A 23,695-nucleotide genomic window follows, 5' to 3' on the forward strand; every position below is an offset into this window, starting at 1 on the left:
GAAGAGGGAAACCCAACAACAAATTAAGATCTTGCTTATTGCATCATCAGTTTGGCATTTTCATTACGGAATGCACGCAGAATCTGCTGGCCGGCACGACCGGTCGGACTCAAGCCCAGACGCTGCTGTTCCTGACGAATCGCCTGACGAGTTTTATCACCGATCAGGCCATCTACCGCACCAATGTCATAACCACGGTTCAGTAAAAACTGCTGGATTTCGCGACGCTCTGAACGCGACGTTCCCGGATCGTCGGTTGGCCATGTGGCCATAAACGAGCCTTTGCCTTGCAGGCGATCAGATAAATGCGCAATCGCCAAAGCATAACTTTCCGCAGCGTTATAACTATAAATCGCGTCAAAGTTTTTAAAGACCAGGAACACCGGACCATTCGGCCCTGCCGGCGCAAGTAATCCAGCTTGAGAGGAAGCTGACAAATTCCCTTGTATTAAAGGAGAACCATCGGCACGCACCACACCCTGGTTGATCCAGCTGCTCAAGGATTTTTTATTGCGACGGCCTTCATTTGAGGTTGACATAGCTGGCGGAATTTTCACTTCAAAACCCCAAGGTTGTCCGGTCTGCCAGCCACGCTTGCTTAAAAAGTTGGCGGTTGATGCCAGTGCATCCGGTATACTGGAAACCAGATCACGACGGCCATCACCATCAAAGTCGACCGCAAGCTCATCATAAGTCGATGGCATAAACTGGGTATGACCAAAAGCACCTGCCCATGAGCCTTTAAGCTGATCTTCGCGTACATCACCACGCTGCAACAGTTTCATGGTGGTAAAAAACTCACCCCGGAAATAACTCTGGCGACGCCCTTCACAGCTCAATGTTCCGAGTGCCTGTAATAAAGGATATTTACCGGAAATATCACCAAAATTACTTTCTACGCCCCAGACCGCGACCACAGTTTCCGCCGGCACACCATAACGCGCTGCCACACGATCCAAGACTTCGCGATGTTGCTGCAGTTTTTGCCGGCCGAGCTGAACCCGTTCTTCATCGACCAGTCCAGACAAATAGTCCCAAATTGGCGTAGAAAATTCCGGTTGGTAGTTTAAGCGCTCAATCACCGAATAATCAGGGGTTAAATTTTGCGTATAACGCTCATAACTGGCCGAACTGACGCCTTTTGCCATGGCCTGACTGCGTAAATTGGCAAGACAACTCTGAAAATTATTTTGGGATGCATAATTTGGGCTACTGGCAGCAGAAGGCAAATTAGTCGATGTGACACGCTGACCATTAATAATCAGCTCGGCATTTGCCTGAGAAGCAGCCAAGAATAAAGAACCAACCACAAGCGCAAAACGTTGCATAAGACCCTTGAATATTTGGATTTTAAATTATGTTCTTAACATAGCAGTTCAAGCTCAAATTTAAAGCTCAAATAGGTAACTTTAAATTCATAATTTCTGCACTTTTGAATTCATTTTGTAATTTTAAATTTAAAACAACTTATCCACAGATGAGTTTTAAATTCAAAAACGTCCGCACTATTTGAATTTAAATTTAAAACTGCAGACATCAACTTTTAAATTCAAAGCCATACATGTGAATAACTTTATAAAAATATTTTAATATATTATTTATCAATAATTTAACTTGTGTATAAAAATAGAATAAGTATAAGGTGTTTTTTAAATTCAAAACTTTGAATTCAGAATCCCGTTTTGAATTTAAATTCATATTTTGAATTCATTGCAACTTTAAATTCAAACACAGCTTTTAAATTTATTCTTTTGAATTCAAACCAGCATTGAGGTTTTAACTTCAAACTATTTTTTATGCTTAAAATTTTTATTCAGGCTGTTGTCTTTATACGCAATTGTTTATTTTATAATCAAATTAAAAATACACTGATCCGGTAAGTGGCCAACTTTTTCAAAGAGGCGCAATCTTGCCTGAATTAACAGAAATAAAAAAGCGATCCACAGAGTGATCGCTTTTTTTATCAGCAACTTAAAGCTTAGATGGTCATATCTTCGCTCAATGCCAGTGGATTCGGTAAAATCTTCGCCAGTTGACGGCATAAAGTCGTCAATTCAGCACTGTGATTTGGCATCAGGGTAATGTGACCGATCTTGCGACCTTCACGCTCTGACTTATTATAGAGATGCAAATGCGCACCTTCTAAAGCCAGCACATCTTCCGATTTTGGATGCTGCCCAATGATATTCACCATGACAGTTGGGCGAACTACTGCAGTCGAACCAAGTGGCAGACCGGCCACCGCACGAATATGGTTTTCGAACTGTGAGCAGACGGCACCTTCAATCGACCAGTGCCCTGAGTTATGCACACGTGGTGCCATCTCATTGGCGTATAGACCTTTATCTGTCACAAACAGTTCAAGGGTCAAGACGCCGACATAGTTCAAATGATTCAGCAGGCGAGTGATGTAATCCTGTGCCACAGGCTGCAAGTCTGCACTATTCGGTGCAGGTACAATCGAATGTGACAGAATCCCGTTATGATGATGATTTTCTGCCAATGGCCAGGTTTTTACATCACCACTTTGACCACGGACTGCAATGATCGACACTTCACGTGAGAAGGTCACAAAACTCTCAGCAATCAGCTCGCCGGCAGGACCAAGTTCCGCCCAGGCCTGATCAATTTGATCAGCACTGCGCAAAACAAATTGCCCTTTACCATCATAGCCACCAGTTGCTGTTTTAAGCACAATCGGCAAGCCCAGATCTGCCACAGCAGCCTGTAAACCTTCAAGTGAAGTCACGGCCTTATACGGCGCAACAGGAATGTCGAGCGTATCAAACAGGGCTTTTTCAGAGAGTCGATGCTGTGCAATCGCCAAGGCTTGACGTGGTGGATGCAGGTCTTTGTTTTTAACCAGTACATCTACATCTGAAAGGGGAGTATTTTCAAATTCCAGACTGAATACATCAGCACTGTGAATAAAATCCTGTAGACCGTTTTCTGCCTTGCTGGAAATCACCTGACCCAGTGCCGCAGAAGGGCAATCCGTACTTGCTTCAAAGAAAGTACATTGAATATTCAATGGCAATGCCGCTTGCGCCATCATGCGCCCGAGCTGACCGCCGCCAAAAATACCGATGGTTTTATCCATGATGTCTGTCCCGTATGAAGCTTGGCTTTAGTTTTGACCAGGAATGTTATTGCTTGCCACTTTGTCTGTTTGTGCTGCACGGAAATCTGCAACATTTTTCGCGATGTCATGGCGGGTCAGACCTAAAATCTGCGCTGCCATAATCGCGGCATTGGTTGCACCGGCAGGGCCAATTGCAAGCGTACCCACCGCAATACCGGCCGGCATTTGTACGATTGAAAGCAATGAATCAACACCGTTTAAAATCGATGATTTGACTGGCACACCCAACACCGGAAGATCGGTCTTTGCCGCACACATGCCCGGCAAATGCGCAGCACCACCAGCACCGGCAATAATCACCTGAATGCCACGATCACGGGCCTGTTCAGCATATTCAAACAAACGGTCAGGAGTACGGTGTGCAGAAACAACTTCAGCTTCAAATGGGACACCAAGCTGCTTCAGCATGTTGGCAGTATGTTCGAGAGTTGCCCAATCTGATTGAGAACCCATGATAATTCCTACTAGAGGAGCATCTTGTGCAGCAGCCGCATTCATTGCAAATTTTCCAGAGATTAAAGTAACAAAAAATAAATCTCGACGAGAGAGCCAAGCTTTAATAGGAGTTGCCTATTATAGACTGATTTTTCGGCTTCATAAAATTTAACGGTCAAAGCAAGGCCCGATTTTTCTTATTTTTTTAGAGGAATATTAAAAACTGGAATAAAAATAGGGCAGTAGTACTCAAAGCTTTGGATCAGGAACTTCGGAACACGAAATACACACATCCGCACAGGCATAAAGCCGCCCAGAGATAATCCAGTTTGAAAGGCTGCTTGAACATGAAAATCATAAAAGGCACAAACACCAGCAAGGTGACGACTTCTTGGGTGATTTTCATTTGCCCCACGGCCAGTCCCTGCTGTGCCAGTAATCGGGTGGCCGGAATCATCAGGCTATATTCAAACAGGGCAATCATCCAGCTGAATAAAATGGCCTGCCAGAGTGGTGCATCATACGGCAAAAACTTTAAATGCCCATACCATGCCAAGGTCATAAAACAGTTGGCAATCACCAAAAGAAATAGAGCCGCTAACATCGGCAGATACTCTGCAAAAAGATCGGGTTTATTCTACGATTTATTTGGCAAAAATATATTTTATAAATTTGAAATTTTCTCTGAATTTATCTGTGAAACAGGATTTAAAAAATCCCGCGGTAATGCTTGAACTTTGACTATCTTTTCCGTGTAAGCCTTGCTATCGTTGCTTGCAAATTGAATAAATCATGACAACAGCACCCATATAAGGTGATGGGTCAGACAGGAACGGAGTGAAGTAGATGCATCTGCATATTTTGGGTATTTGTGGCACTTTTATGGGATCGCTGGCGCTCCTTGCACGCGATCTGGGCCACAAGGTGACAGGTTCTGATTTGAACGTCTATCCACCGATGTCGACCCAACTGGAAAATGCAGGCATCAGCCTAATGCAGGGTTATGACCGGAGTCACTTGCAACCACATCCAGACCTGATCATTGTCGGCAATGCCATGAAGCGTGGTATTGATGCAGTAGAATATATGCTGAACGAAGGCTTGCCTTATATTTCAGGCCCGCAGTTCCTGGCCGATCATGTTCTGCAAGGCAAGCATGTGCTGGGTGTCGCGGGTACACATGGTAAAACCACCACCACCACCATGCTGGCCTGGGTGCTGGATCAGGCCGGTCTAGAGCCAGGTTTCCTGATTGGCGGCGTGCCACTGGGTTTCTCAGAAAGTGCACGTTTAGGTGGTGGTAAGTATTTCTGTGTCGAAGCGGATGAATATGATTCGGCTTTCTTTGACAAGCGTTCCAAGTTCGTACATTACCATCCTAAAACCGCCATTTTGAATAATCTGGAATTTGACCATGCCGATATCTTTGATGATCTGGCCGCAATTCAAAAACAGTTCCATCATTTAGTCCGCACTATTCCAAGTGAAGGCCGCATCATTGCACCGATTAGCGAAACTAATATTGATGAGGTTCTGGAGCAGGGTTGCTGGACACCGGTGGTGCGCACCAGTCTGGATGCCAACGACAAATCAGAACTATATGCCGAACAGTTATCGGCAGATGGCTCTCACTTTAAAGTCTTGCAACACGGTGTCGTCAAAGGCGAAGTACAGTGGGACATGACCGGACAACATTCAGTGGCCAATGCACTGGCAACCATTGCTGCCGCCGAGCATGTCGGAGTCTCGATTGCAACAGCGTGCGAAGCTTTATCAAACTTTGGCGGGGTAAAACGCCGTATGGAACTGCTGGGTACCGTTCGTGGTATCGAGGTATATGATGACTTTGCCCATCATCCAACGGCGATTGATACGACCTTGGAAGGCGCGCGCAAACGTCTTGGTGAACGCAAACTCTGGGCGATCATTGAACCACGTTCAAATACCATGCGTATGGGCAGTCACAAAGATGGCCTGGCACACTCTGCACGTCTGGCCGATGAAGTGATCTGGTATCAGCCTGAAGGACTGGACTGGGATTTACAGCCGGTGATTGATGCCTCTACCAATAAAGCCAAAGTCGCACGCACACTGCAAGACATCATTCAGACTCTAGTTAGCGAGGCGGGAGCGGGCGATGCAGTGGTGATCATGTCGAATGGCGGTTTTGGTGGTTTGCATCAGAAATTGATCAGTGCTTTAAATGCATAACATAAAAGTTCAAAAAGCCCGCTTAGCGGGCTTTTTTTAGGGCTAAAATTTTATCAAGCAATTGGAGCGAATGTCCATTTGAGCTTCAGCAATCCCTCAAGATCTTTTGTTGCAATCTGAATGCGAGATAGATTGCAGCGCCGTATTACTCAAGGCACAATCGAGAAGAAACCAGGATTTATAGCCCTGCAAGCCAGATCAGAATCAGTCCTTTGCTACAGTTCCATCAAAGTGACACAGACATTTACTCTTCTCGCTGGATCAGGTCATTCTCCTTCCTCACTCCTTCAGGAGACGTGTCATGACAACAATGAAAGCCATGGTCTATTACGGCGCAAACGACATCCGCTTTGAAGACCGTCCCATTCCCAGCATTTTGCATCCGAGCGATGCGGTTATCAAACTCACTAAAGTCACTATTTGCGGTACAGATCTCGGGATCTGGAAAGGTAAAAATCCGGAAATTGAACAGGAAGCTACACGTAAACAGGGCAGTTTTAACGGGCGTATTTTAGGTCATGAAGGCATTGGTATTGTAGAAGAAGTCGGTTCTGCAGTTCAAAACTTCAAAAAAGGTGACCGGGTGATTATTTCCTGTGTCAGCCGCTGCGGCACCTGTGAAAACTGCCAGAAACAGCTTTATGCGCATTGTCGCAATGAAGGTGGCTGGATCATGGGCTATATGATTGATGGTACGCATGCTGAATATGTACGCACCCCCTTTGCAGATACTTCTCTCTATCATTTACCCGAAGGGTTGAATCAAGATGTGGCCGTGTTTCTTTCCGATATCTTGCCAACTTCACATGAAATTGGCGTGCAATATGGCGATGTCAAACCCGGAGACAATGTAGCGATTGTCGGTGCTGGCCCGATCGGCATGAGTTGCCTGCTGACCGCACAATTCTATTCACCTGCCAACATCATCATGGTCGATGTCGATGACAACCGGCTGGAGTTTGCCAAAACCGTGGGAGCGACGCATAGCGTCAATTCTGCGAAAGAAGATGCCATACAGCGTGTACTGGATCTGACTGATGGGCGAGGGGTCGATTGTGCCATCGAAGCGGTAGGTTTAGAAGCTACCTGGAATATCTGCCAGCACGTGGTCAAGGAGGGCGGACATATTGCCAACGTCGGGGTGCATGGCAAATCGGTTAATTTTGAGCTGAATAAACTCTGGATTAAAAACCTGACCATCACCACCGGACTGGTCAATGCCAATACCACTGGCATGCTGCTGAAAACCTGCTGTTCCGGCAAGTTGCCACTGGAAAAACTGGCGACTCATCACTTTAAATTTAATGAGTTTGAAAAAGCTTATGATGTGTTCAAGCATGCATCTGATGAAAAGGCATTAAAGGTCATGATTGATATGAACTGAGCTGTAGCAAATAAAAAAGTCCGCCGTGCGGACTTTTTTATTTGCTATTTTTAGCGCGAGATCAGAAATAGGGAATATATCCACGCTGCTTATAACCTTGGGCTGAGGCCAGACTGGCCTGATTTTCTTCCAGGCGATATAGTATTTTCAAAAGTTCAGCAACTCCTGACCGCTGTAAGGCATGGGGTTCAAATTGCGCCCAACCTAAACGTGAAAATAAAGAAGAAATTTCACTGTGTTTATGCACATATTTCATCGACCATTCCGAGAAATGAGACTGCTCTACCAGCGCATCTTCAAAACGCAAGATCTGGTGATGGCGGGTATCCCGCGAAATGCTCTGAAATAGTTTTTCTACAACTTCGGCTTGGCCTTCCAGACACTGGAAAAACTTGCCATGGGCATAATACAAAACCCCATAAATCTGATGCTGTTGATTAAAGTTCCGGGCCATAGCCAAAATATCGCTCAACTCTTGTAATAAATCCTGTTCAGATTCTGTGCGTTCACTGGCATAGCAAAGTTGGAGCAGCATACATCTTACTCAGAAGAATAATTAAGAAAACAATATAATCACTAATCCTTAATCAAGTCGATTATTTTTTAAGCAAATATCTGTTTTTGCTTACAAGATTTTCAGTTTGCGTTTTGCAATTAAACTTTTAACAATGGCATCTGAATAATTAGACGCATATTTTCATATACCTACTATAAATATAAGGATAGGGCTTAATGTTAAAAGATCTGATTTTAACCCTCGCCATGTTATGTGGGTGTTTTCTTCTGATGATCACTTTAAATAACTGGGCCTTCAGCGCTCAAACCAATCTGCTGATCAGTTCAATCTTTCTCAGCTGGGCCATCCTGCAATTTGTTGGCCATCGGGTTTATTTTCATGCCAGTTACCTGCTGATCATGGCCATATTATTGATGCTGCAACAATTTGAAGAAATGTTCTGGGCCATCACGGGTGTGATGGCAGGTTTCGGCTTATATACTCTGTTACAGGGCGTATTCATTCCGGTTTTAAAAGAAAAATTAGCTCTGTCTTTCGGGAAATCTCCCTGGATCCTCAAATAGCTGTTGCCGCAACATCAGATAAACTTTGGTCGCGCTTAAACATGACATCTACATAGGAGCACTGCGGAATGATGGTTAAACTTTTTTCACGGGCAAAATCGACCAGCACATCCAGCATTTTTCGGGCCACACCCTGACCACGCAAGGAATGATCGACCCAGGTATGATCCGCAATAATCACCGAAGCTTCGTGCCATTGATAGGTAATCTCGGCCAGACGTCGACCTTGATCTTCTATAAAAAATACACCGCCACGTTTTGAATCCTGATATTTAATCTGCATATATCCCAACCTTTATTTTGATTTTTAATTGCTTAATACATCGCTGAACGCAGGATCCCGCTCAAATACCGATTTGGCAAAAGGACATTCTGGAATAATCTTGACTCCTTGCTCACGGGCAAATTTGACCGCTGCTTCGACCAGATAATGCCCGACATGCTGTCCGCGTAAGCTGTCATCGACCCACGTATGTTCAATCACGAGCCGATCTGGATCTTTCCGGGAATAACTCATTTCAGCCAGGCGCTTTTCATTCGGTTCAACAAACCACTGGCCTTGACTGTCTTGTTGCTGATGCTCAATCAACATCCTGTGAACTCCGTATTTTTGATCCAGACTGACATATTTTTCAGTATCACATTGTTAGATTTCTTTAAACGATTGTGAATCTGTGCGCTTTGCCGATATCGCCATGCAATGAACAGGTTTACACTGCGTACCTGTTGTTTAAGCCAGATGTTTATGTCCAGCTCTTCTTTTAGCTCCTCGGTGAGACGTCAATGGATCTGCGTGATTGCTCTAGCCAGTGCCGCCTTTATTTTTAATACCACCGAATTCATTCCTGTAGCCTTACTCAGTGATATTGGGGCAAGTTTTCACATGTCGGCAACTCAGGTCGGGCTGATGCTGACCATTTATGCCTGGGTCGTAGCTTTACTGTCTTTACCGATGATGCTGCTAACCAAGAATATTGAACGGCGTTTCCTGCTGATGGTTTTATTTGCGGTGTTTATTTCCAGTCATGTGCTGTCCTATTTTGCCTGGAGTTTCAGTGTTCTGGTATTAAGCCGGATCGGGATTGCTATCGCCCACGCGCTGTTCTGGTCAATTACCGCTTCGCTTGCAGTACGTGTCGCGCCGCCAGGCAAAGAGTTTCAAGCCTTGGGTTTGCTGGCCACAGGTACTGCCATGGCCATGGTACTGGGCATTCCATTTGGCCGTATGATCGGGGAGGCCTATGGCTGGCGCAATAGTTTTGCCCTGATTGCCATCGTCGCCAGCGTGGTCTGTCTGCTGCTGGCCAGAACCTTGCCCTTATTGCCAAGTGTCAATTCAGGTTCACTGAGCAGCTTGACCACCTTGTTGAAACGTCCCAGCCTGATGCTGGTATTTACCCTGACGATTATCGTGATTAGTGCACAATTTACCGCCTATAGTTATATCGAGCCATTCTCCCTGAATATTGCCCAGTTAAGTTCGGCACAGACCACGACTTTATTGCTGGTCTATGGCGGTGCAGGTTTAATCGGCTCTTATTTATTTGGTCGTTTTGCAGCGCATTTCCCCAGACTCACCATTCCATTTTTCACACTTGGGCTGACCATCTCATTGCTATTATTGTTGCCATTGTCCAGCAATGTCTTGCAGTTAAATACCTTGGCTTTACTCTGGGGCATCAGTATTATTGGTTTCAGTCTGGCCCTGCAAGCCAAGACCTTGAATCTGGCCTCAGATGCCACCGACGTGGCCATGGCGATTTATTCTGGCCTGTATAATATCGGGATTGGCAGTGGTGCCTTGCTTGGTGGAATGGTAACGGCACAGATCGGGTTATATGCTATTGGCTGGGTCGGGGCAATCTTGGCCAGTCTGGGTTTTCTTGTCACTTTATATTTAATTCGCCGCCCGGATTTTATGACTCGAAAAGCAACTTGAATCATGATTTTTTGTAAATGAAATTGTAGTCTTAACAAAAACCTGTCATGCTTCCTGCATATTGAGCATTGGCTCAAACAAAATTTAGTTTGAACAAGGGGAGTAGCCTCCTCCAAACGTTTAACAATTGCGGTTCAACTTGTTAAACGTGTCAGAATATCGTCATTACACTTTGCAAAAAGTCGGTATCTGAGCATTTTACTGTAACACTTTGAATGAGAAGTGTAACAGTAAAATGTAGGCAAGACCTTGATCATGTTGGTATAGATGTTTTTCATCTGACAACAGGTCAAGGTTTTTTTATGGCCGATTGTCAGATGTGGAGGATTCACATGGAAACAATTGGTACGCTCTGGCTGTATCTGGCTTTTTTTGGCATCGTTCTGGTGATGCTGTTTATTGATTTTTTAGGCTTCAAACAAAAACAAGGCCAGGAAGTAAAAGTCCGGACTGCGGCTTACTGGAGTATTGCCTGGGTCAGTGTCGCGACCTTATTTGGTGGCGGTTTATGGCTGTATCTGGAGCAGACTGCAGGTACGGCAGTTGCCAATGCTAAAGTGATGGAATACTTTGCCGGTTATCTGCTGGAAAAATCCCTGGCAATTGATAACGTCTTTGTCTGGCTGATGATCTTCGCTGCTTTCGCCATTCCACCCGCGCTACAGCGTAAATTGCTGTTATACGGCGTACTCGGTGCGATTGTCCTCAGAACCATCTTCATTTTTATTGGCGCCTGGTTCGTGCAGGAATTCTCGTGGATTTTATATATCTTCGGTGCTTTCCTGGTGTATACCGGCTTTAAATTCCTGCGTGGTCAGGATGAAGAAGAAAGCAATATTGAAGATATGGCGATTCTGAAATGGCTGCGTAAACGTATGCGCATTACTCCGCAGCTTGAGGGTGACAAGTTTTTTATCCGTAAGAATGGTCTGCTGTGGGCAACGCCGTTATTCTTGGTCTTGATTCTGGTCGAAGCCTCGGATGTGATCTTTGCGGTCGATTCCATTCCGGCAATTTTTGCTGTAACTACCGACCCCTTCATCGTCCTGACCGCTAACCTGATGGCGATTTTGGGTCTGCGTGCGATGTTCTTCCTGTTATCGGGTGCAGCATCGAAAATGCATTATCTGCCGTATGGTCTCGGGATTATTCTGGTCTTTATCGGCTTTAAAATGCTGATGCTGGATGTATTCCATATGCCAATCTGGATTTCACTGAGCTTTATTGTGCTTGTCTTGACGATCACTGCGATCCTGTCGATTCGCCACAGCAAGAAATACAACGAAACCACCCTATAAGCCCAATCCTCAAAAAAGCCTGCATCAGCAGGCTTTTTTATTTGCAGACGGCTTGACCATAGCTTCGATTTAGCCAAGGAAAATGGAGTCCACAGGATCACGTCATAAATCATCTGAAGTAGGTTACAATCTGTTGAAAAAAGTAAAAACACAGGTCTTAACATGTCTTCTCGCATTGCAATAACGGCGGTTCGCGGTCGCTTCCTTGATATCCAGCATCCAGTTTCCCAAGCGTGTGAAATTCACGACCAGGTGCGCTATGTAGAAGATGGCCTGATCATCATTAAAGACGGCAAGATTCAATGGTTTGGCACCTGGGAAGCAGGGCAGGCACATCTGCCTGAAAATATTGAAGTGGCTCATTATCCTGAACAACTCATCGTCCCGGGATTGATCGACACCCATATTCATTTCCCGCAAACCGAGATGGTGGGAGCCTATGGCGAACAGCTGCTGGAATGGTTGAATACCTATACATTCCCTACCGAAATCCAGTTTCAGGATGCTGCCTATAGCGAAAAAATTGCCGAATTTTTTGTGCAGGAACTGCTTAAAAATGGCACGACGACCGCATTGGTATTCTGTACCGTTCATCCTGAGTCGGTAGATGCACTGTTTAATGCAGCGACTACGCGCAATATGCGTCTGATCGCCGGTAAAGTGCTGATGGACCGGCATGCACCTGAAGCACTCACCGATACAGCAGCAACGGCTTATAGCGATTCTAAGGCGCTGATTGAGAAATGGCATGGGCAGGGCCGCAACCTGTATGCCATTACCCCTCGTTTTGCCCCGACCTCTACACCCGAACAATTACAGCAAGCAGGGCAGCTCAAGGCCGAATATCCGGATGTCTATGTGCATACCCATTTAAGTGAAAATAAAAATGAAATTGCCTGGGTCAAAGAGTTGTTTCCGGAACGTCAAAACTACCTGGATGTTTATCATCATTATGGTTTGACCGGGTCAAAATCTGTGTTTGCACATTGTGTGCATCTGGAAGAAGATGAATGGGACTGCATGCAGCAGACCGATTCAGCGATTGCCTTTTGTCCGACCTCAAACCTGTTTCTAGGCAGTGGATTATTTCCATTAAAAAAAGCCTGGGACAAACAGGTCAAAGTCGGTCTGGGTACCGATATCGGAGCCGGGACCTCATTTAACCAGCTGCAAACCCTGAATGAAGCCTACAAGGTGCAGCAGTTGCAGGGCGAAAAACTTTCTGCTTTTGAAGCCTTGTATCATGCCACTTTAGGTGGTGCCAAAGCCTTGAGTCTGGAGGATCGTCTGGGGAATTTCAGTATCGGCAAGGAAGCAGACTTTGTGGTACTGAATCTGAATGCCACCGCTTTACAGCAATTGCGTCAGAGCAAGGCCAGGAATATTGAAGATGCATTTTTTGCACTGACCATGCTCGGTGATGACCGTAATATTGTGGTAACTTATGTCTATGGAGAAGCCGTGTATGTCAAAGCCAAATAAGTCAGCCCGACGCTGGATACAGGTGGCTACAATCGTTGCCATTTGTGCTTTTGCACTCAGGCAAGATGCACAATCACTGAAAAGTTGATTACATTTACAGCAAGTAAAACAGGTGCATCTCTGCCAAGGATGTATTAAAATTACTGCTATTCAGGTGTTGCAGGTCAACACCTTTTTTATTTTGCTATTTTTACTTTTTAGGTATCTACCCATGACCGTTCAAATGAGCGTAATGATTTCCGCTGAAGAAATTCAAGCTAAAGTCAAAGAGCTTGGTGCTCAAATCGATGCACACTATGCCCATAGTGACAAAGAACTTGTGCTCATCGGTTTATTACGTGGTTCAGTGATTTTTATGGCCGATTTGTGTCGTGTGATTTCAAAACCACATGAACTGGACTTCATGACGGTGTCCAGTTATGGCGGTGGCACTGTATCTTCGCGTGATGTAAAAATTCTGAAAGATCTGGATGGCGAAATCCGTGGCAAAGATGTACTGGTGGTTGAAGATATTATTGACTCGGGCAATACCTTGAGCAAGGTACTGGAAATCCTGCAAACCCGTGAACCGAATTCGATTCAACTGTGTACTTTGGTAAGTAAACCGTCACGTCGTGAAATTGATTTAAAGGTCGAATTTCTAGGCTTTGAAGTTGAAGACAAGTTTATTGTCGGCTATGGCCTCGACTATGACCAGAAGTACCGTCACCTGCCTTTTATCGGTGAAATTGGTCTTTAAGATTTGATTTAAAAAAGTGGCATTGGCCACTTTTTTTATGGCTCAAATTTATGTTGAACTCGGAACAAAAAATAACATGCCGTTTCAGGATTCAACTTTTTTTAGCGCCAGCAATGTCTCAAGATGATTAAACATGATGTAAAAACAAAGACATGATAAGAAGGAGCATACATATGTGGACAATTATCGTTGCAATTGTCATTGGTTTTATCGCGGGTTTGATTGCACGTGCAATTCATCCGGGAAATGATAAGGCAGGTTTTATCATGACCACCTTATTAGGTATTGCCGGCTCCTTATTGGCCACTTTTGCTGGCCGTATGCTCGGTCTTTATTCAGCAGACTCTGCGGCAGGCCTGATCGCTTCCGTAATTGGTGCGGTTATTATCCTGTTTATTTATAACATGCTGACCAAGCGCCGTACGGTCTAAGCCAAGCTGGCTTAATCGCAACACTGCCGATAAAAAAGCACCCGTAGGGGTGCTTTTTGCTTTTATGTTTACTTACTATTTATAATGAAAATTCCTTAAAAATCTGTTCAATCTGTTCTGCCGGATAGGTACCCATGACTTTAAAACCATTGGAAAAGATAATTGCCGGTGTTCCATTCACACCCAAAGACTGGGCCAGCTTTTTATTGCGCTCGATCGGGTTGGTGCAGCTTTTTTTCGATTTTGGCAAGGTGCCTTGCGTAATCAGATCCTGCCATGCCTGAGCCGGATTGGCTTCACAATAAACCTGTTTTGAAGCTGTAAGCGATTGTGGTTTCAGCGGCAGAATAAAAGTGTAAATCGTCACATCGTTGAGCTTTTTCAATTCTACTTCAAGCTGTTTGCAATACGGGCAATTTGGGTCAGAAAAGATCGCAATCTGACGTTTACCCGTACCTCTTACACTTTTCAAGGCATCTTGCAGCGGCAGTTTTTTCCAGTCGACACTGTTTTGTTTCAGCATCAGATCACGGGTCAGATTCTGCTGATCCTGAATCCGCAACATTGGCCCGGCCAGCAAGTGCTGGGCATCTTCATTCAGATAAACCACCTGACCCTGCATGAAACCGCTATAGATGCCTTTCATTTCAGTGGGCTGGATATTTTCAATTTTTAAATTGGGGCTATTTTTTGCCAGATTGGCTTTTACCACATCTGTATTGGCAAATGCGAAGCTTGAAACCAAGGTACTTAAAATGATAATCAGTGTTTTTTTTAACATGAATGTTCTGCATGTATCGGATAAAAATATGCTTCGATTCTAATCGCTCTGCTGTTAAATTTCCCAAGCATTTATGTTACCGTCGATGCGTGTAATGACTAGGGCGTGTCCTCATTTGAAAAATTGGTTTTAAATACTTAAACTCCTCCTTTAAGCTCTTTTGATTTCTATATTTTTTCAATGGCACGTACTCTTCTCACCGATGATATCTGGCAGCAAATTCAAGATACTATGCGATTACACGGTTGTTACTGTTCAAAGAATAGTAGAAATATCATGGAAGCGATCTTATGGAAACTGCGTACAGGCGCCACATGGCGTGATATTCCCCAAGAATTTTGTCCTTGGCAAACTGCTTACAATCGCTTTAATCGTTGGGCAAGCAAGGGATTGTGGGATAAATTTTTTTTAGATTACGAGGCATCTTGGATCAAGAATGGGTATTCATTGACGGAAGCTACATACGCGTGCATCAACATGCAAGTGGAGCTGGGCATGGTTTCGAAAGAGCAATTGGACAATCACGCGGTGGACGAACAACAAAAATACATCTTGCAACCGACGCGAATGGATTACCGATTGATTTTAAAATCACTGAGGGTGACGTCCACGACAGTCAAGTTGCAAAACAACTGATTGATACGGTAGACGAGGCAACTTATCTCATTGCTGATAAGGAGTATGATGCTGAGCACATTAGAATATATGCCAAGAACAAGAATATGATTCCCATTATTCCATTGAGATCAAACAGTAAGAGATCGAATAAGGAATTTGATAAATATCTATATAAATTAAGACATTTAGTTGAAAATGCTTTTGCGAGATTAAAACATTTCCGTGCTATTGCAACTCGATTTGATAAACTGGCACGCAATTATAAATCTATGATTCGTATAGCCTGTATATTTATTTGGTGCAAAGCCAAATGAGGACACACCCTAATTTCTTATGTTTCACGTGGAACAGAAGAGAAAGATTCTGTTCCCTCACTGCCTACAGGCATTGCGCCAAACGCTCTGTCTCAATATAAGAAAACTTTTATAAAATAAATTAAATTACTGATTATTATAAAATTTATTATTTAGATTTAAACATTTTACCGATTCACCCTTGACCATTTTTCTTCGCCGGCTCTAAACTGCCCACATTCTGTCTTTTCCTCGCGATGCCCTGACCCAGAGCGGCCAAGGGTTAACCCTATAATGGGATGTTCATGACCTCAACGACTAGCTGGCGACCTTTTGTGATGGTCAGCCTGGCTTTAATCATGGGAACGATTGGTACGGCTTTGGCCAGTCCACTCTATCCAATTTATCAACAACTCTGGAATTTATCCCCAAGCCAGATTACCTATATTTTTGTCGCCTATATGTTTGGCTGTCTGGGCACGCTGCTGTTTCTGGGACGAACCAGCAACAGCCTTGGTTTTCTAAAAACCTTACAGATTGGCCTGGTGTTTATTAGTTTCGGTTTGGTCATTTCTGTGTTTGCCCACAATGCCCTGGTGTTATCCCTGGGTCGTTTCATTATCGGTATTGCCTCAGGTTTGATGACCACTTCTGCCATGATCGGCATGATGCAAACCATTCCGGAAAGTCATAAGCAGCTTGCACCGCAATTGGTGTCTATTCTGACTGCGATTGGCTTTGGTCTGGGCCCTTTGATAGGCGGGGTGATTGCACAGTTTTCTCAAGCCCCGCTGGTACTTCCCTATATTCCGATCATTGTTGGGGCAGTGATTTGTTTTATCGGCTTATTCTGGCTGAAAGTGCCTGCTTTTGAGCCTCAGCCCTTTAGTATCGCCCCTAAATTACAGCGTCCTGAACCTCAATATCATGCTCTGTTTATGATTATTGGCTTAACCGCATTTTGTGCCTTTGCAGCCTTCAGTTTATTTGCCTCACTGTCACCCTCCTTTGTACAGGATATTCTGCCTTGGCATGGCCCTCTGGTCAGTGGTGCCGCCATCACCTGCATTCTGCTGGTGTCTGCGGTGGTGCAATACATGGCCAAAGCAGTTGCTGCAAAAAAATGTCTGAATATTGGCTTAGGTATTATGCTGGCCAGTCTGATCAGTCTTGCACTGTGTATGTTGCTTAAAGCCAGTTTCCTGTTTTTTGTGAGCGATATCTTATTTGGTATTGGCCACGGTTTTGCCCTGATGGGTGCATTTGGCCTGATTCATGCCATCACCACACTGCAAAATCGCGCTGCGGTCATGTCGACTTATTTATTTATTGGCTATTTGGGCACCATTCTGCCGATTATTGCAGTGGGCTATCTGGCCGATCATTTCGGCTTGAATTTTGGGGTGATCAGCTTCTGTGCGGCAATTAGTGCCTTATGTCTAGCGCTCTGGTTATGGCATCAGAAACTGCGGCTCAAAGCTTAAAAAGACTTTCAGATGATTAATGCCAGTCAGTTAAGTAGCTGACTGGCATTTTCTTTTTTAAGCCGATGATTATATGTGCTGGGTGCTTATGTATTGGGTACTGAAGTCATCCGCAACAGTTGGAGGCATGAAGTATATGGCGCCACAAGATTAAAAATGATGGTTTCTACGACAGGTTTACCCTGAAAGGTAGGTCACGAGTTTTGCAGTGAGAAGTACTGTTCCGCTACTTAATCTGGGCAAAACCCGACTAACCCATCATTTATAACCCTGGATTGATAAAATCAAGACTCCATCGTCAGCGACTAAAAAGCTAAAGAATCTGTTTCTAAACTCTTTAACTGATCAGCATTCTTTTAATTACTTTCCAATACAGAATGTAATTTAAATTATATTTTTAATATAAATTAATTACTTATAAAAATAATTAAAACTCAGTGCCTAACAAGTGACTGATTATGTCATCACTAGGCACTTTTTAAGCTGCTCCTCTTATTGGTGGCTCAGGTAGGATCAGACTTAGAGTCCTATCCTTTGTGAGTGACTTTGAGGTACTCACTAACTATCTTTGAGCTGGTCAGTAGAATTTTAGATTTTAAATCCGCATTTCAAATGTCGAATTAACTTAGCCGTCCAAGTGGCTGATTAAGTAGCTTGGTCGCGTTTTAAATCTCAGCAAGTTGTAAAAATCACAAAATACTTTCGATTGCAGATACGTGCATTCAGTCGCGTGTGCATTGCCGAAGTTGAGGATTTTAGATGGTGGGGGGGTGATTCTATGTTGAGGCCATTTGTAGCAGTGAACCGCCCCAATAATCACGCTGTAATTCTATTGGGATTTTAAGCATTAAAACCACATTTCCGCCCATCCCTCGCGCGCGCGCGCGTTTTGTTCCGAAACACAACGCAATTTTGCGCTGTCCTACTTCAGAAAACTTCAGTTTTAAAAATACAAAACCTGATAAAACCTGAGATTCAGAACGGCGTACTTGTTAACATTTGTTGACATTTAAAACGCTGCGTTTGTTAGGAAATGATAAGGCTTGGACTACTACAAAATACTACTTTCCACTTGCTGCTCGGACTTAGGATTGAACCTGTCAAAACTTGTTATTCAGGATATGCACAAAACCGCCCTGATTGCTCGATATAGCCATGTTTTGGAAATGATGTACCTTTCATCAAGTCTTAGCCTAAACCTCACAAAACCTGACATTTAAACCGTGTCATTGCTAAGAAATACTAAGGTCAAAACTTATCTAAACTTAACCTTTAAACCTGATAAAACCTGAAATCATAACGGCATGATTAGAGAAGGTTAGAACCTGACAAAACCTGACATTTAGAACGCCGTAGCTGTAAGCAATAGTAAGCACCTTTAACTTTATTTTAACTTTTAACTTAAACAGAATTTTTTTTGCTGGTGCGGTTGGGAGTGGTCTCCGCTTTATGTCATCCCCGAACTTATCAGCTCCCCCCTGACTGGTTAGCCGTCATCACTCGATTGATTAAACCTTATAAAACCTAATATTTGTTTTACGTAGTCATACAAGATAGGTAGTCGTTTAAAACGGCGTAAACCTTGATATGACTATGTTTGAGTGTAGTTTTAATGGTCTTTTTTCATGTGGTGCTGTAAAACAAGAAAATACTTGGTCAGATTTAGAATCCAGTCAAGATTTAGCTAGACGTACCTAGACAAAACGGTACTTCTTGCTTGACGTAGCATGACAAAACCAAAACCACACTAAACCGCCGTACCCTTTGCATAGCTTGGCTTTGAGTGCATTTTTATAGGTGCTTTTATCAGTACCTTGTCAAACAAATACAAAAGGCTTGTCATGCAAGATTTTGCGATACGTAGCGATACGGATTTGATTTATTTACCTTGACGTACCTTGACGAAATGCAGTTTTAATAAAATGGCTGTAATGCTTACCTGATAAGGCTTTTACACGGTTTTTAGGGTGCTTTCTGGTGGGGTGCTGTCAAGGTAGATTAATGATGTTTCGTATATCTAAAATATGGCCGTTTTTGCTAGACGTACCTATACAAAATAAGGGGTGTAATCACTCCATTTATGATTTTGCGAAACAATCCTATAAAAGAGGTGTTTTTATCTAATTAGACTGCACCGATCTAACGCTATCTAAAACTGTTTATTTAATTATGAATTTTCGGAGTCCATAAAAAAGCCCCAATCAAGGGGCTGAGTTTATTTTTTTCGTTGTTTAGCTATTTGCTTTACATCCTTGATAGCTTCCTGAAAATGCCTTTCTACAGGTGTTTGATAATCTATATATTGTTGCTTGTATTTAGCGTGTTCTAACTGAGCTTTCTGTTTAGCTTGAGCCTGTGAGATTTTTCCAGCATGAGTCAAAATTTCACGATCAGAAGCCATTAAGAATTTGTCTAATTTCGCTATCCAATCTTTCATATACATGGGTGTGCCATTAATAGCTTGTAACTCTGCAAAATCTAGATACATAGTCACCAAGCGATTAAGAACGTCCATTTCTTTTTCATCAAGATAATTTTTCGCTACTGTAATATCCTTCGTTTTTGGATGTCCTTCACCTAAGAAGCTCGTCATACCCATATTAGGTTTACTTCCATCTACACGAGCATATACAACCTCAGCAGCAGTATGTCCATGCGCCGCCCAATGCATCTTATTTTGAACAGTTTGAAAGAATTTTTTAGACTCTGCCACTTTGGGGTCATAATCCACACTAGTTGCATATATCTCTAAAACCTTCTGATAAAAAAGCTTTTCAGATGCTCGGATATCTCTAATACGAGCGAGTAATTCATCAAAATAATTATTATTTCCGCCGTTTTTAAGTCTTGCATCATCCATTGCAAAACCTTTAACTATGTATTCACGCAGCACCTTCGTAGCCCATATACGGAATTGGGTTCCTCTCTGTGATTTAACTCGATAGCCCACAGAGATGATTACATCCAAATTATAATGCTGCACACTCCTTGTAACTTCTCGATTACCTTCTTGTTGAACTAGGAAGAATTCCTTCCTAGTTGAAAAATGATCAAGCTCACCTTCGTCATATACGTTTTGAATATGCATTCCAATATTTCGAGTAGTGGTTTGAAATAATGTAGCCATTTGATTTTGAGTAAGCCAAACTGTTTCATCTAACAGTCGAACATCAATTTTTAGTTCACCATCCTCAGATGCATATAGGATAAATTCACCAGTATTACTATCAGACATTAAGCCGTCCTATTCTTTGAAATTTTAAAAATATATTCAGTAAAATATAAACACTTTGAACTTATTCAGCTAGTTGTCAAATTTAGTGTTATATCCTGACTGAGTTAGGTATCTATTGCGAACTAAAGCAATTGCAGCGCGTCGGCTCTAATTTCTGTTATTTCCCGATCCGTTCCTTTACTGTCTTTCCACTTCCTTGTGCGTAGTGAGCCTTCGACATACACCTTCCCACCTTTCTTGAGGTACTTGCTGGCAATCTCGGCTAATCGGTTGTTAGTGGTGATTCTGTGCCATTCTGTGGCCTCTTTACGTTCGCCTGTGGTCTTGTCCTTCCAGAACTCGGATGTTGCAACGCTGAAAGTAGTAACGCTGCCACCGTTGGGAAATTGCTTTGTTTCAGGGTCACGACCCAAAACGCCCATAACTGTGACTCTATTTAAATTTGCCATTGTCTTAAATCTCTCTAATTTTCTCAGAATGTCTATTTTTCATGGGTAACGTAGGTAACATGGGTAACATCCTTGCTATGACAGCGTTTCAGGGTGTTACCTATATCTTTTTGCTTAGGTAACGATGGGTAACAGAGGTAACAAATGAGGGAAAATTTAGAACTTGTTACCTCTGTTACCTGTTACCATTTTCAATAGGTAACGCCTGTAAGCCTTTATTCATGCGGTTGTTACCTGTGTTACCTCTGTTACCTTCGTTTTTTATGCTTCCCAGCTAAAAATAGCCTCTTTGACGGCGTAAACCTTCACTGCATTTTTCCGCGATGGGATTCTTGCTGTCTTGCTGGTCTTGCCAGTGTCATGCTCAAGTAGGTTGTAAGCTAGTAAGGCCCTTGCTGCTTTGCGACTGTCATAACCTTTGCAGACTTCATTTTTAAACTGCTCAGGCAATACATAAAATATTTTTTCGCCGTTCTCTATCTTCCAGTAGCCGACACGGTTATTGATACGCTCGATATGATCGGGATCGGGTGTAATTGCTTCAAAACGGCTTGATTCATTCGCCTCGAAAAAGGCTTTAACATGGGTCACAATTTCCCGATTCTCATAATCCCCGACCTGCTCAAAACTGCCCAGCCATTGATTAAATACCTTTTGTACGGCGTTAAATGCTGTGCCAGCTTTCCAGCCTGTAATACTGGCCTTTGTTGCCAGCTCCCCAGCCGTTGCCACCAATGCAAAGTAGTTAGCCACTCGGACAATATGCCCTTGCGACTGGTTCACGGTTAAGGCTTGACGATACTGGTCTAAAAGCTCTCTAGCTTCGTCCATGCGCTCGCCTTTGTTGTTGGTCAGATACTCAAGCCATGCAATGCCAGCCACGCCGTAGCAGTCCGCCATGCGTTTACTCAGTTCAATCGCTTGCTTTGCTCCATCCTCTGCAAAGTCGATACTGTCAAAAATACCGTACTCAGACTGATCTATATCAATATCAGCCAAGCGTATTTCTTGCCCCAGCTTAGTCTTTTGGCCTTGCTCGGTCATAATGTCTTTAAGGCTTTTTTCGCCACTGGATAGAAAAATAACTTTCCACTGGTGCATAGGCTTTGCTGTAATTTGCTTGGTCATGCGACCTTTACCTAAACCATTTGCAAGCATATAAACGACATTGCCTAGCTCTTTGGGGTTCGCTATCTCTCCGATTTCATCTAGCACCAAAAAGCTGTCATTGTGCATATACGCTGTATGCTCTAGGGCGTTTCCTGTGGCTCTCCATGTTCTATAAAACTGCTTTGGATTGCCCCACACGGAACTAGCAAGGTTTAAGGCTGTGCTTTTCCCTTTGGATGAACTGCCCTTAATATGAAAGCCACCGCCTTGTTGATTAAGAGGGTCTAGCAATTGCCCAGCAAAGGCCGTACACAGTGAAAAAGCCAATAAGCTATGATTCTCTGCCAATTGCGCTACATTGCTTCGCCATTGCTCTAATGTGCCTTTGCTTTGATAACGGTTATCTAAGGCATTGTTAGCCTGATAAACAATTAAATCACTGCTGCTTTGTCCGATCTGCTTATGAGGTAGTACAAATACGTCATCATGCCAGCCGACCCGATCCACACATAAGGCATATTGACCTGTTTGATAACTCATTAAATAGCATTGAAAAAGGTTTCTTGCTCGTTGGTCAGGTGCAATCATTACGCCTTGATAAGACAATGCTTTGCGAAGGTCTGCGCCGTCCGTTTGGAATAGCTCCATAGATAGGGCCTGTATATGCTCTATCTCGTTGTCATCCTTCCACTTGAGCAATACCCCCCAATTATTACTAGAATTATCCCTAGTCTTTGCGACAACCAATACAGGACTTGAGATAAAACGCTTTTGGCTTATGCCGTTCTTATCTTCATCAACAAAATAAAGCCCATCCTCTGTGATGTGGAAATGTCCGTTTTCCCATTTCATCGGCTTGGCTAAATGGCCTTTGGGTAGATTGGTTTTTTCAGGTAAAGCCTCTATCGCTTCATCAATAAACGCCAGCACCTCACTTACACTTTCATCCTGTGCTAATTCGGTCTGGAACTGACTTACACCAATTTTTAAATACTGGCATAGCAGCCTAACAGCCGTGTTCTGCTCCAGCTTTTGAAATGGCTCAAGGTGCATGTGTTCAATTCTGACAGGTAGATAAAGCTGTTTATAACCTGCCTGTGATAGCTGGTTAATAACGAACTGTATTTGATCAAAATCAAACGGCTTGAGTACTGTTTTATGGTTGCTGCATAGGGTAGGCAGTAGCACCAATACAACGGCGTAGCCAGTCTGTGCGACTTTAAAGAATGCCTCTAGGCTGTACGTGATAATGACAGGCTGGGCATGGTCAAAATCGCCATACCTTGCAAAGCCTCTAGCCAATCCATCAGGCATGACAGCCACACGCTGCCCATCCTGCATGACTGCACATTGAACAAGCTCCATTTGCCCATCATAGACAGGCAGAATCAAAGGCTGTTCATAACTAACGCCGTTTATAGTTACATTGCCATCATCAACATAGATCGGCTGCTCAGGACTACCAAAACGCTGTATTAAGTGATGTGATGAATAAGCATCATTAAACGATACAAGCTGTGTACATTCGTTTAAAATGGCTTCGGGTGTTATTAGTTCTTCGGGGTGGTCATAATCAAGCATTGT

Annotated in this window: 20 protein-coding genes and 1 pseudogene; 10 read left to right on the forward strand and 11 right to left on the reverse strand. The window is 43.4% G+C overall.

Features of this window, described 5'->3' with window-relative positions:
- Positions 1 to 35: 35 nt before the first annotated feature.
- The 4 genes from AC3IT7_RS14845 to AC3IT7_RS14860 all read right to left on the reverse strand — a co-directional run bounded on the left by AC3IT7_RS14845 (position 36) and on the right by AC3IT7_RS14860 (position 4,181).
- Positions 36 to 1,328 (reverse strand): lytic murein transglycosylase, encoded by a 1,293-nt coding sequence (locus AC3IT7_RS14845; RefSeq protein WP_475653623.1) that lies wholly within the window; start codon positions 1,326 to 1,328, stop codon positions 36 to 38.
- A gap of 650 nt (positions 1,329 to 1,978) precedes the next feature.
- Positions 1,979 to 3,100 carry a 5-(carboxyamino)imidazole ribonucleotide synthase gene (locus AC3IT7_RS14850; RefSeq protein WP_286379648.1) on the reverse strand — a complete coding sequence of 374 codons (1,122 nt, stop codon included), beginning with the start codon at positions 3,098 to 3,100 and terminating at the stop codon, positions 1,979 to 1,981.
- A 27-nt stretch (positions 3,101 to 3,127) separates the two neighbouring features.
- Positions 3,128 to 3,640 carry a 5-(carboxyamino)imidazole ribonucleotide mutase gene (purE, locus tag AC3IT7_RS14855; protein ID WP_286379649.1) on the reverse strand — a complete coding sequence of 171 codons (513 nt, stop codon included), beginning with the start codon at positions 3,638 to 3,640 and terminating at the stop codon, positions 3,128 to 3,130.
- Positions 3,641 to 3,839: 199 nt separating this feature from the next.
- Positions 3,840 to 4,181, reverse strand: a complete 342-nt coding sequence (locus AC3IT7_RS14860; protein ID WP_286379650.1) for a DMT family protein — start codon at positions 4,179 to 4,181, stop codon at positions 3,840 to 3,842.
- A 242-nt stretch (positions 4,182 to 4,423) separates the two neighbouring features.
- Between AC3IT7_RS14860 and mpl the strand changes: the two genes are divergently transcribed.
- Positions 4,424 to 5,788, forward strand: coding sequence for a UDP-N-acetylmuramate:L-alanyl-gamma-D-glutamyl-meso-diaminopimelate ligase (mpl, locus tag AC3IT7_RS14865; protein ID WP_475653624.1), 1,365 nt, complete (start codon positions 4,424 to 4,426; stop codon positions 5,786 to 5,788).
- A gap of 301 nt (positions 5,789 to 6,089) precedes the next feature.
- Positions 6,090 to 7,172, forward strand: a complete 1,083-nt coding sequence (locus AC3IT7_RS14870; RefSeq protein ID WP_475653625.1) for a zinc-dependent alcohol dehydrogenase family protein — start codon at positions 6,090 to 6,092, stop codon at positions 7,170 to 7,172.
- Between the two features lie 61 nt (positions 7,173 to 7,233).
- Here AC3IT7_RS14870 and AC3IT7_RS14875 read toward each other — a convergent pair whose 3' ends face one another.
- A complete protein-coding gene (locus tag AC3IT7_RS14875; protein WP_489248971.1) occupies positions 7,234 to 7,707 on the reverse strand; it encodes a BLUF domain-containing protein in 474 nt (157 codons plus the stop codon).
- Positions 7,708 to 7,904: 197 nt separating this feature from the next.
- Here AC3IT7_RS14875 and AC3IT7_RS14880 point away from each other — a divergent pair, with 197 nt between their 5' ends.
- Positions 7,905 to 8,252, forward strand: coding sequence for a hypothetical protein (locus AC3IT7_RS14880; RefSeq protein WP_475653627.1), 348 nt, complete (start codon positions 7,905 to 7,907; stop codon positions 8,250 to 8,252).
- Here the strand turns inward: AC3IT7_RS14880 and AC3IT7_RS14885 are convergent.
- Positions 8,245 to 8,535: a GNAT family N-acetyltransferase gene (locus tag AC3IT7_RS14885; RefSeq protein ID WP_489248972.1), complete on the reverse strand. Its 291-nt coding sequence runs from the start codon at positions 8,533 to 8,535 to the stop codon at positions 8,245 to 8,247. The two genes, AC3IT7_RS14880 and AC3IT7_RS14885, sit on opposite strands and share 8 nt — an antisense overlap.
- Before the next feature lie 24 nt (positions 8,536 to 8,559).
- Entirely contained in the window at positions 8,560 to 8,844 is a 285-nt protein-coding gene (locus tag AC3IT7_RS14890; protein WP_475653629.1) for a GNAT family N-acetyltransferase, read from the reverse strand.
- Between the two features lie 153 nt (positions 8,845 to 8,997).
- On the opposite strand from AC3IT7_RS14890, the gene AC3IT7_RS14895 reads away from it, so the two are divergent.
- The 5 genes from AC3IT7_RS14895 to AC3IT7_RS14915 all read left to right on the forward strand — a co-directional run bounded on the left by AC3IT7_RS14895 (position 8,998) and on the right by AC3IT7_RS14915 (position 14,141).
- Positions 8,998 to 10,191: a sugar transporter gene (locus AC3IT7_RS14895; protein WP_475653630.1), complete on the forward strand. Its 1,194-nt coding sequence runs from the start codon at positions 8,998 to 9,000 to the stop codon at positions 10,189 to 10,191.
- 332 nt (positions 10,192 to 10,523) lie between these two features.
- Positions 10,524 to 11,489, forward strand: a complete 966-nt coding sequence (locus AC3IT7_RS14900; protein ID WP_475653631.1) for a TerC family protein — start codon at positions 10,524 to 10,526, stop codon at positions 11,487 to 11,489.
- Between the two features lie 162 nt (positions 11,490 to 11,651).
- On the forward strand, positions 11,652 to 12,971 hold the full coding sequence (gene guaD / locus AC3IT7_RS14905) for a guanine deaminase (protein WP_489248973.1): 1,320 nt from the start codon (positions 11,652 to 11,654) through the stop codon (positions 12,969 to 12,971).
- A 211-nt stretch (positions 12,972 to 13,182) separates the two neighbouring features.
- Entirely contained in the window at positions 13,183 to 13,710 is a 528-nt protein-coding gene (gene hpt / locus AC3IT7_RS14910; RefSeq protein ID WP_475653633.1) for a hypoxanthine phosphoribosyltransferase, read from the forward strand.
- Positions 13,711 to 13,883: 173 nt separating this feature from the next.
- Entirely contained in the window at positions 13,884 to 14,141 is a 258-nt protein-coding gene (locus AC3IT7_RS14915) for a GlsB/YeaQ/YmgE family stress response membrane protein (RefSeq protein WP_005173486.1), read from the forward strand.
- A 79-nt stretch (positions 14,142 to 14,220) separates the two neighbouring features.
- Here AC3IT7_RS14915 and AC3IT7_RS14920 read toward each other — a convergent pair whose 3' ends face one another.
- Positions 14,221 to 14,922: a DsbC family protein gene (locus AC3IT7_RS14920; RefSeq protein ID WP_475653634.1), complete on the reverse strand. Its 702-nt coding sequence runs from the start codon at positions 14,920 to 14,922 to the stop codon at positions 14,221 to 14,223.
- A 180-nt stretch (positions 14,923 to 15,102) separates the two neighbouring features.
- Between AC3IT7_RS14920 and AC3IT7_RS14925 the strand changes: the two genes are divergently transcribed.
- Positions 15,103 to 15,854, forward strand: a protein-coding gene (locus AC3IT7_RS14925) for an IS5 family transposase (protein ID WP_489248974.1) whose coding sequence is annotated in 2 segments (ribosomal slippage) — positions 15,103 to 15,337 and positions 15,337 to 15,854 — 753 coding nt in all. Because the reading frame shifts where the segments join, the coding sequence is not laid out codon by codon here.
- A gap of 284 nt (positions 15,855 to 16,138) precedes the next feature.
- Positions 16,139 to 17,317 (forward strand): MFS transporter, encoded by a 1,179-nt coding sequence (locus AC3IT7_RS14930; protein ID WP_475653635.1) that lies wholly within the window; start codon positions 16,139 to 16,141, stop codon positions 17,315 to 17,317.
- Positions 17,318 to 19,532: 2,215 nt separating this feature from the next.
- Here the strand turns inward: AC3IT7_RS14930 and AC3IT7_RS14935 are convergent.
- The 3 genes and pseudogenes from AC3IT7_RS14935 to AC3IT7_RS14945 form a co-directional block, all read right to left on the reverse strand.
- Positions 19,533 to 20,552, reverse strand: coding sequence for a virulence RhuM family protein (locus tag AC3IT7_RS14935; protein WP_162282108.1), 1,020 nt, complete (start codon positions 20,550 to 20,552; stop codon positions 19,533 to 19,535).
- A 125-nt stretch (positions 20,553 to 20,677) separates the two neighbouring features.
- A pseudogene (ssb, locus tag AC3IT7_RS14940) lies at positions 20,678 to 21,001 on the reverse strand (single-stranded DNA-binding protein); the annotation flags it as partial.
- Between the two features lie 261 nt (positions 21,002 to 21,262).
- The gene (locus tag AC3IT7_RS14945; RefSeq protein ID WP_489248975.1) at positions 21,263 to 23,692 is read right to left on the reverse strand and encodes a DUF927 domain-containing protein; all 2,430 of its coding nucleotides are present in this window, start codon (positions 23,690 to 23,692) and stop codon (positions 21,263 to 21,265) included.
- Between the last annotated feature and the right edge of the window lie 3 nt (positions 23,693 to 23,695).

The organism is Acinetobacter sp. KH_038, from assembly GCF_057839405.1.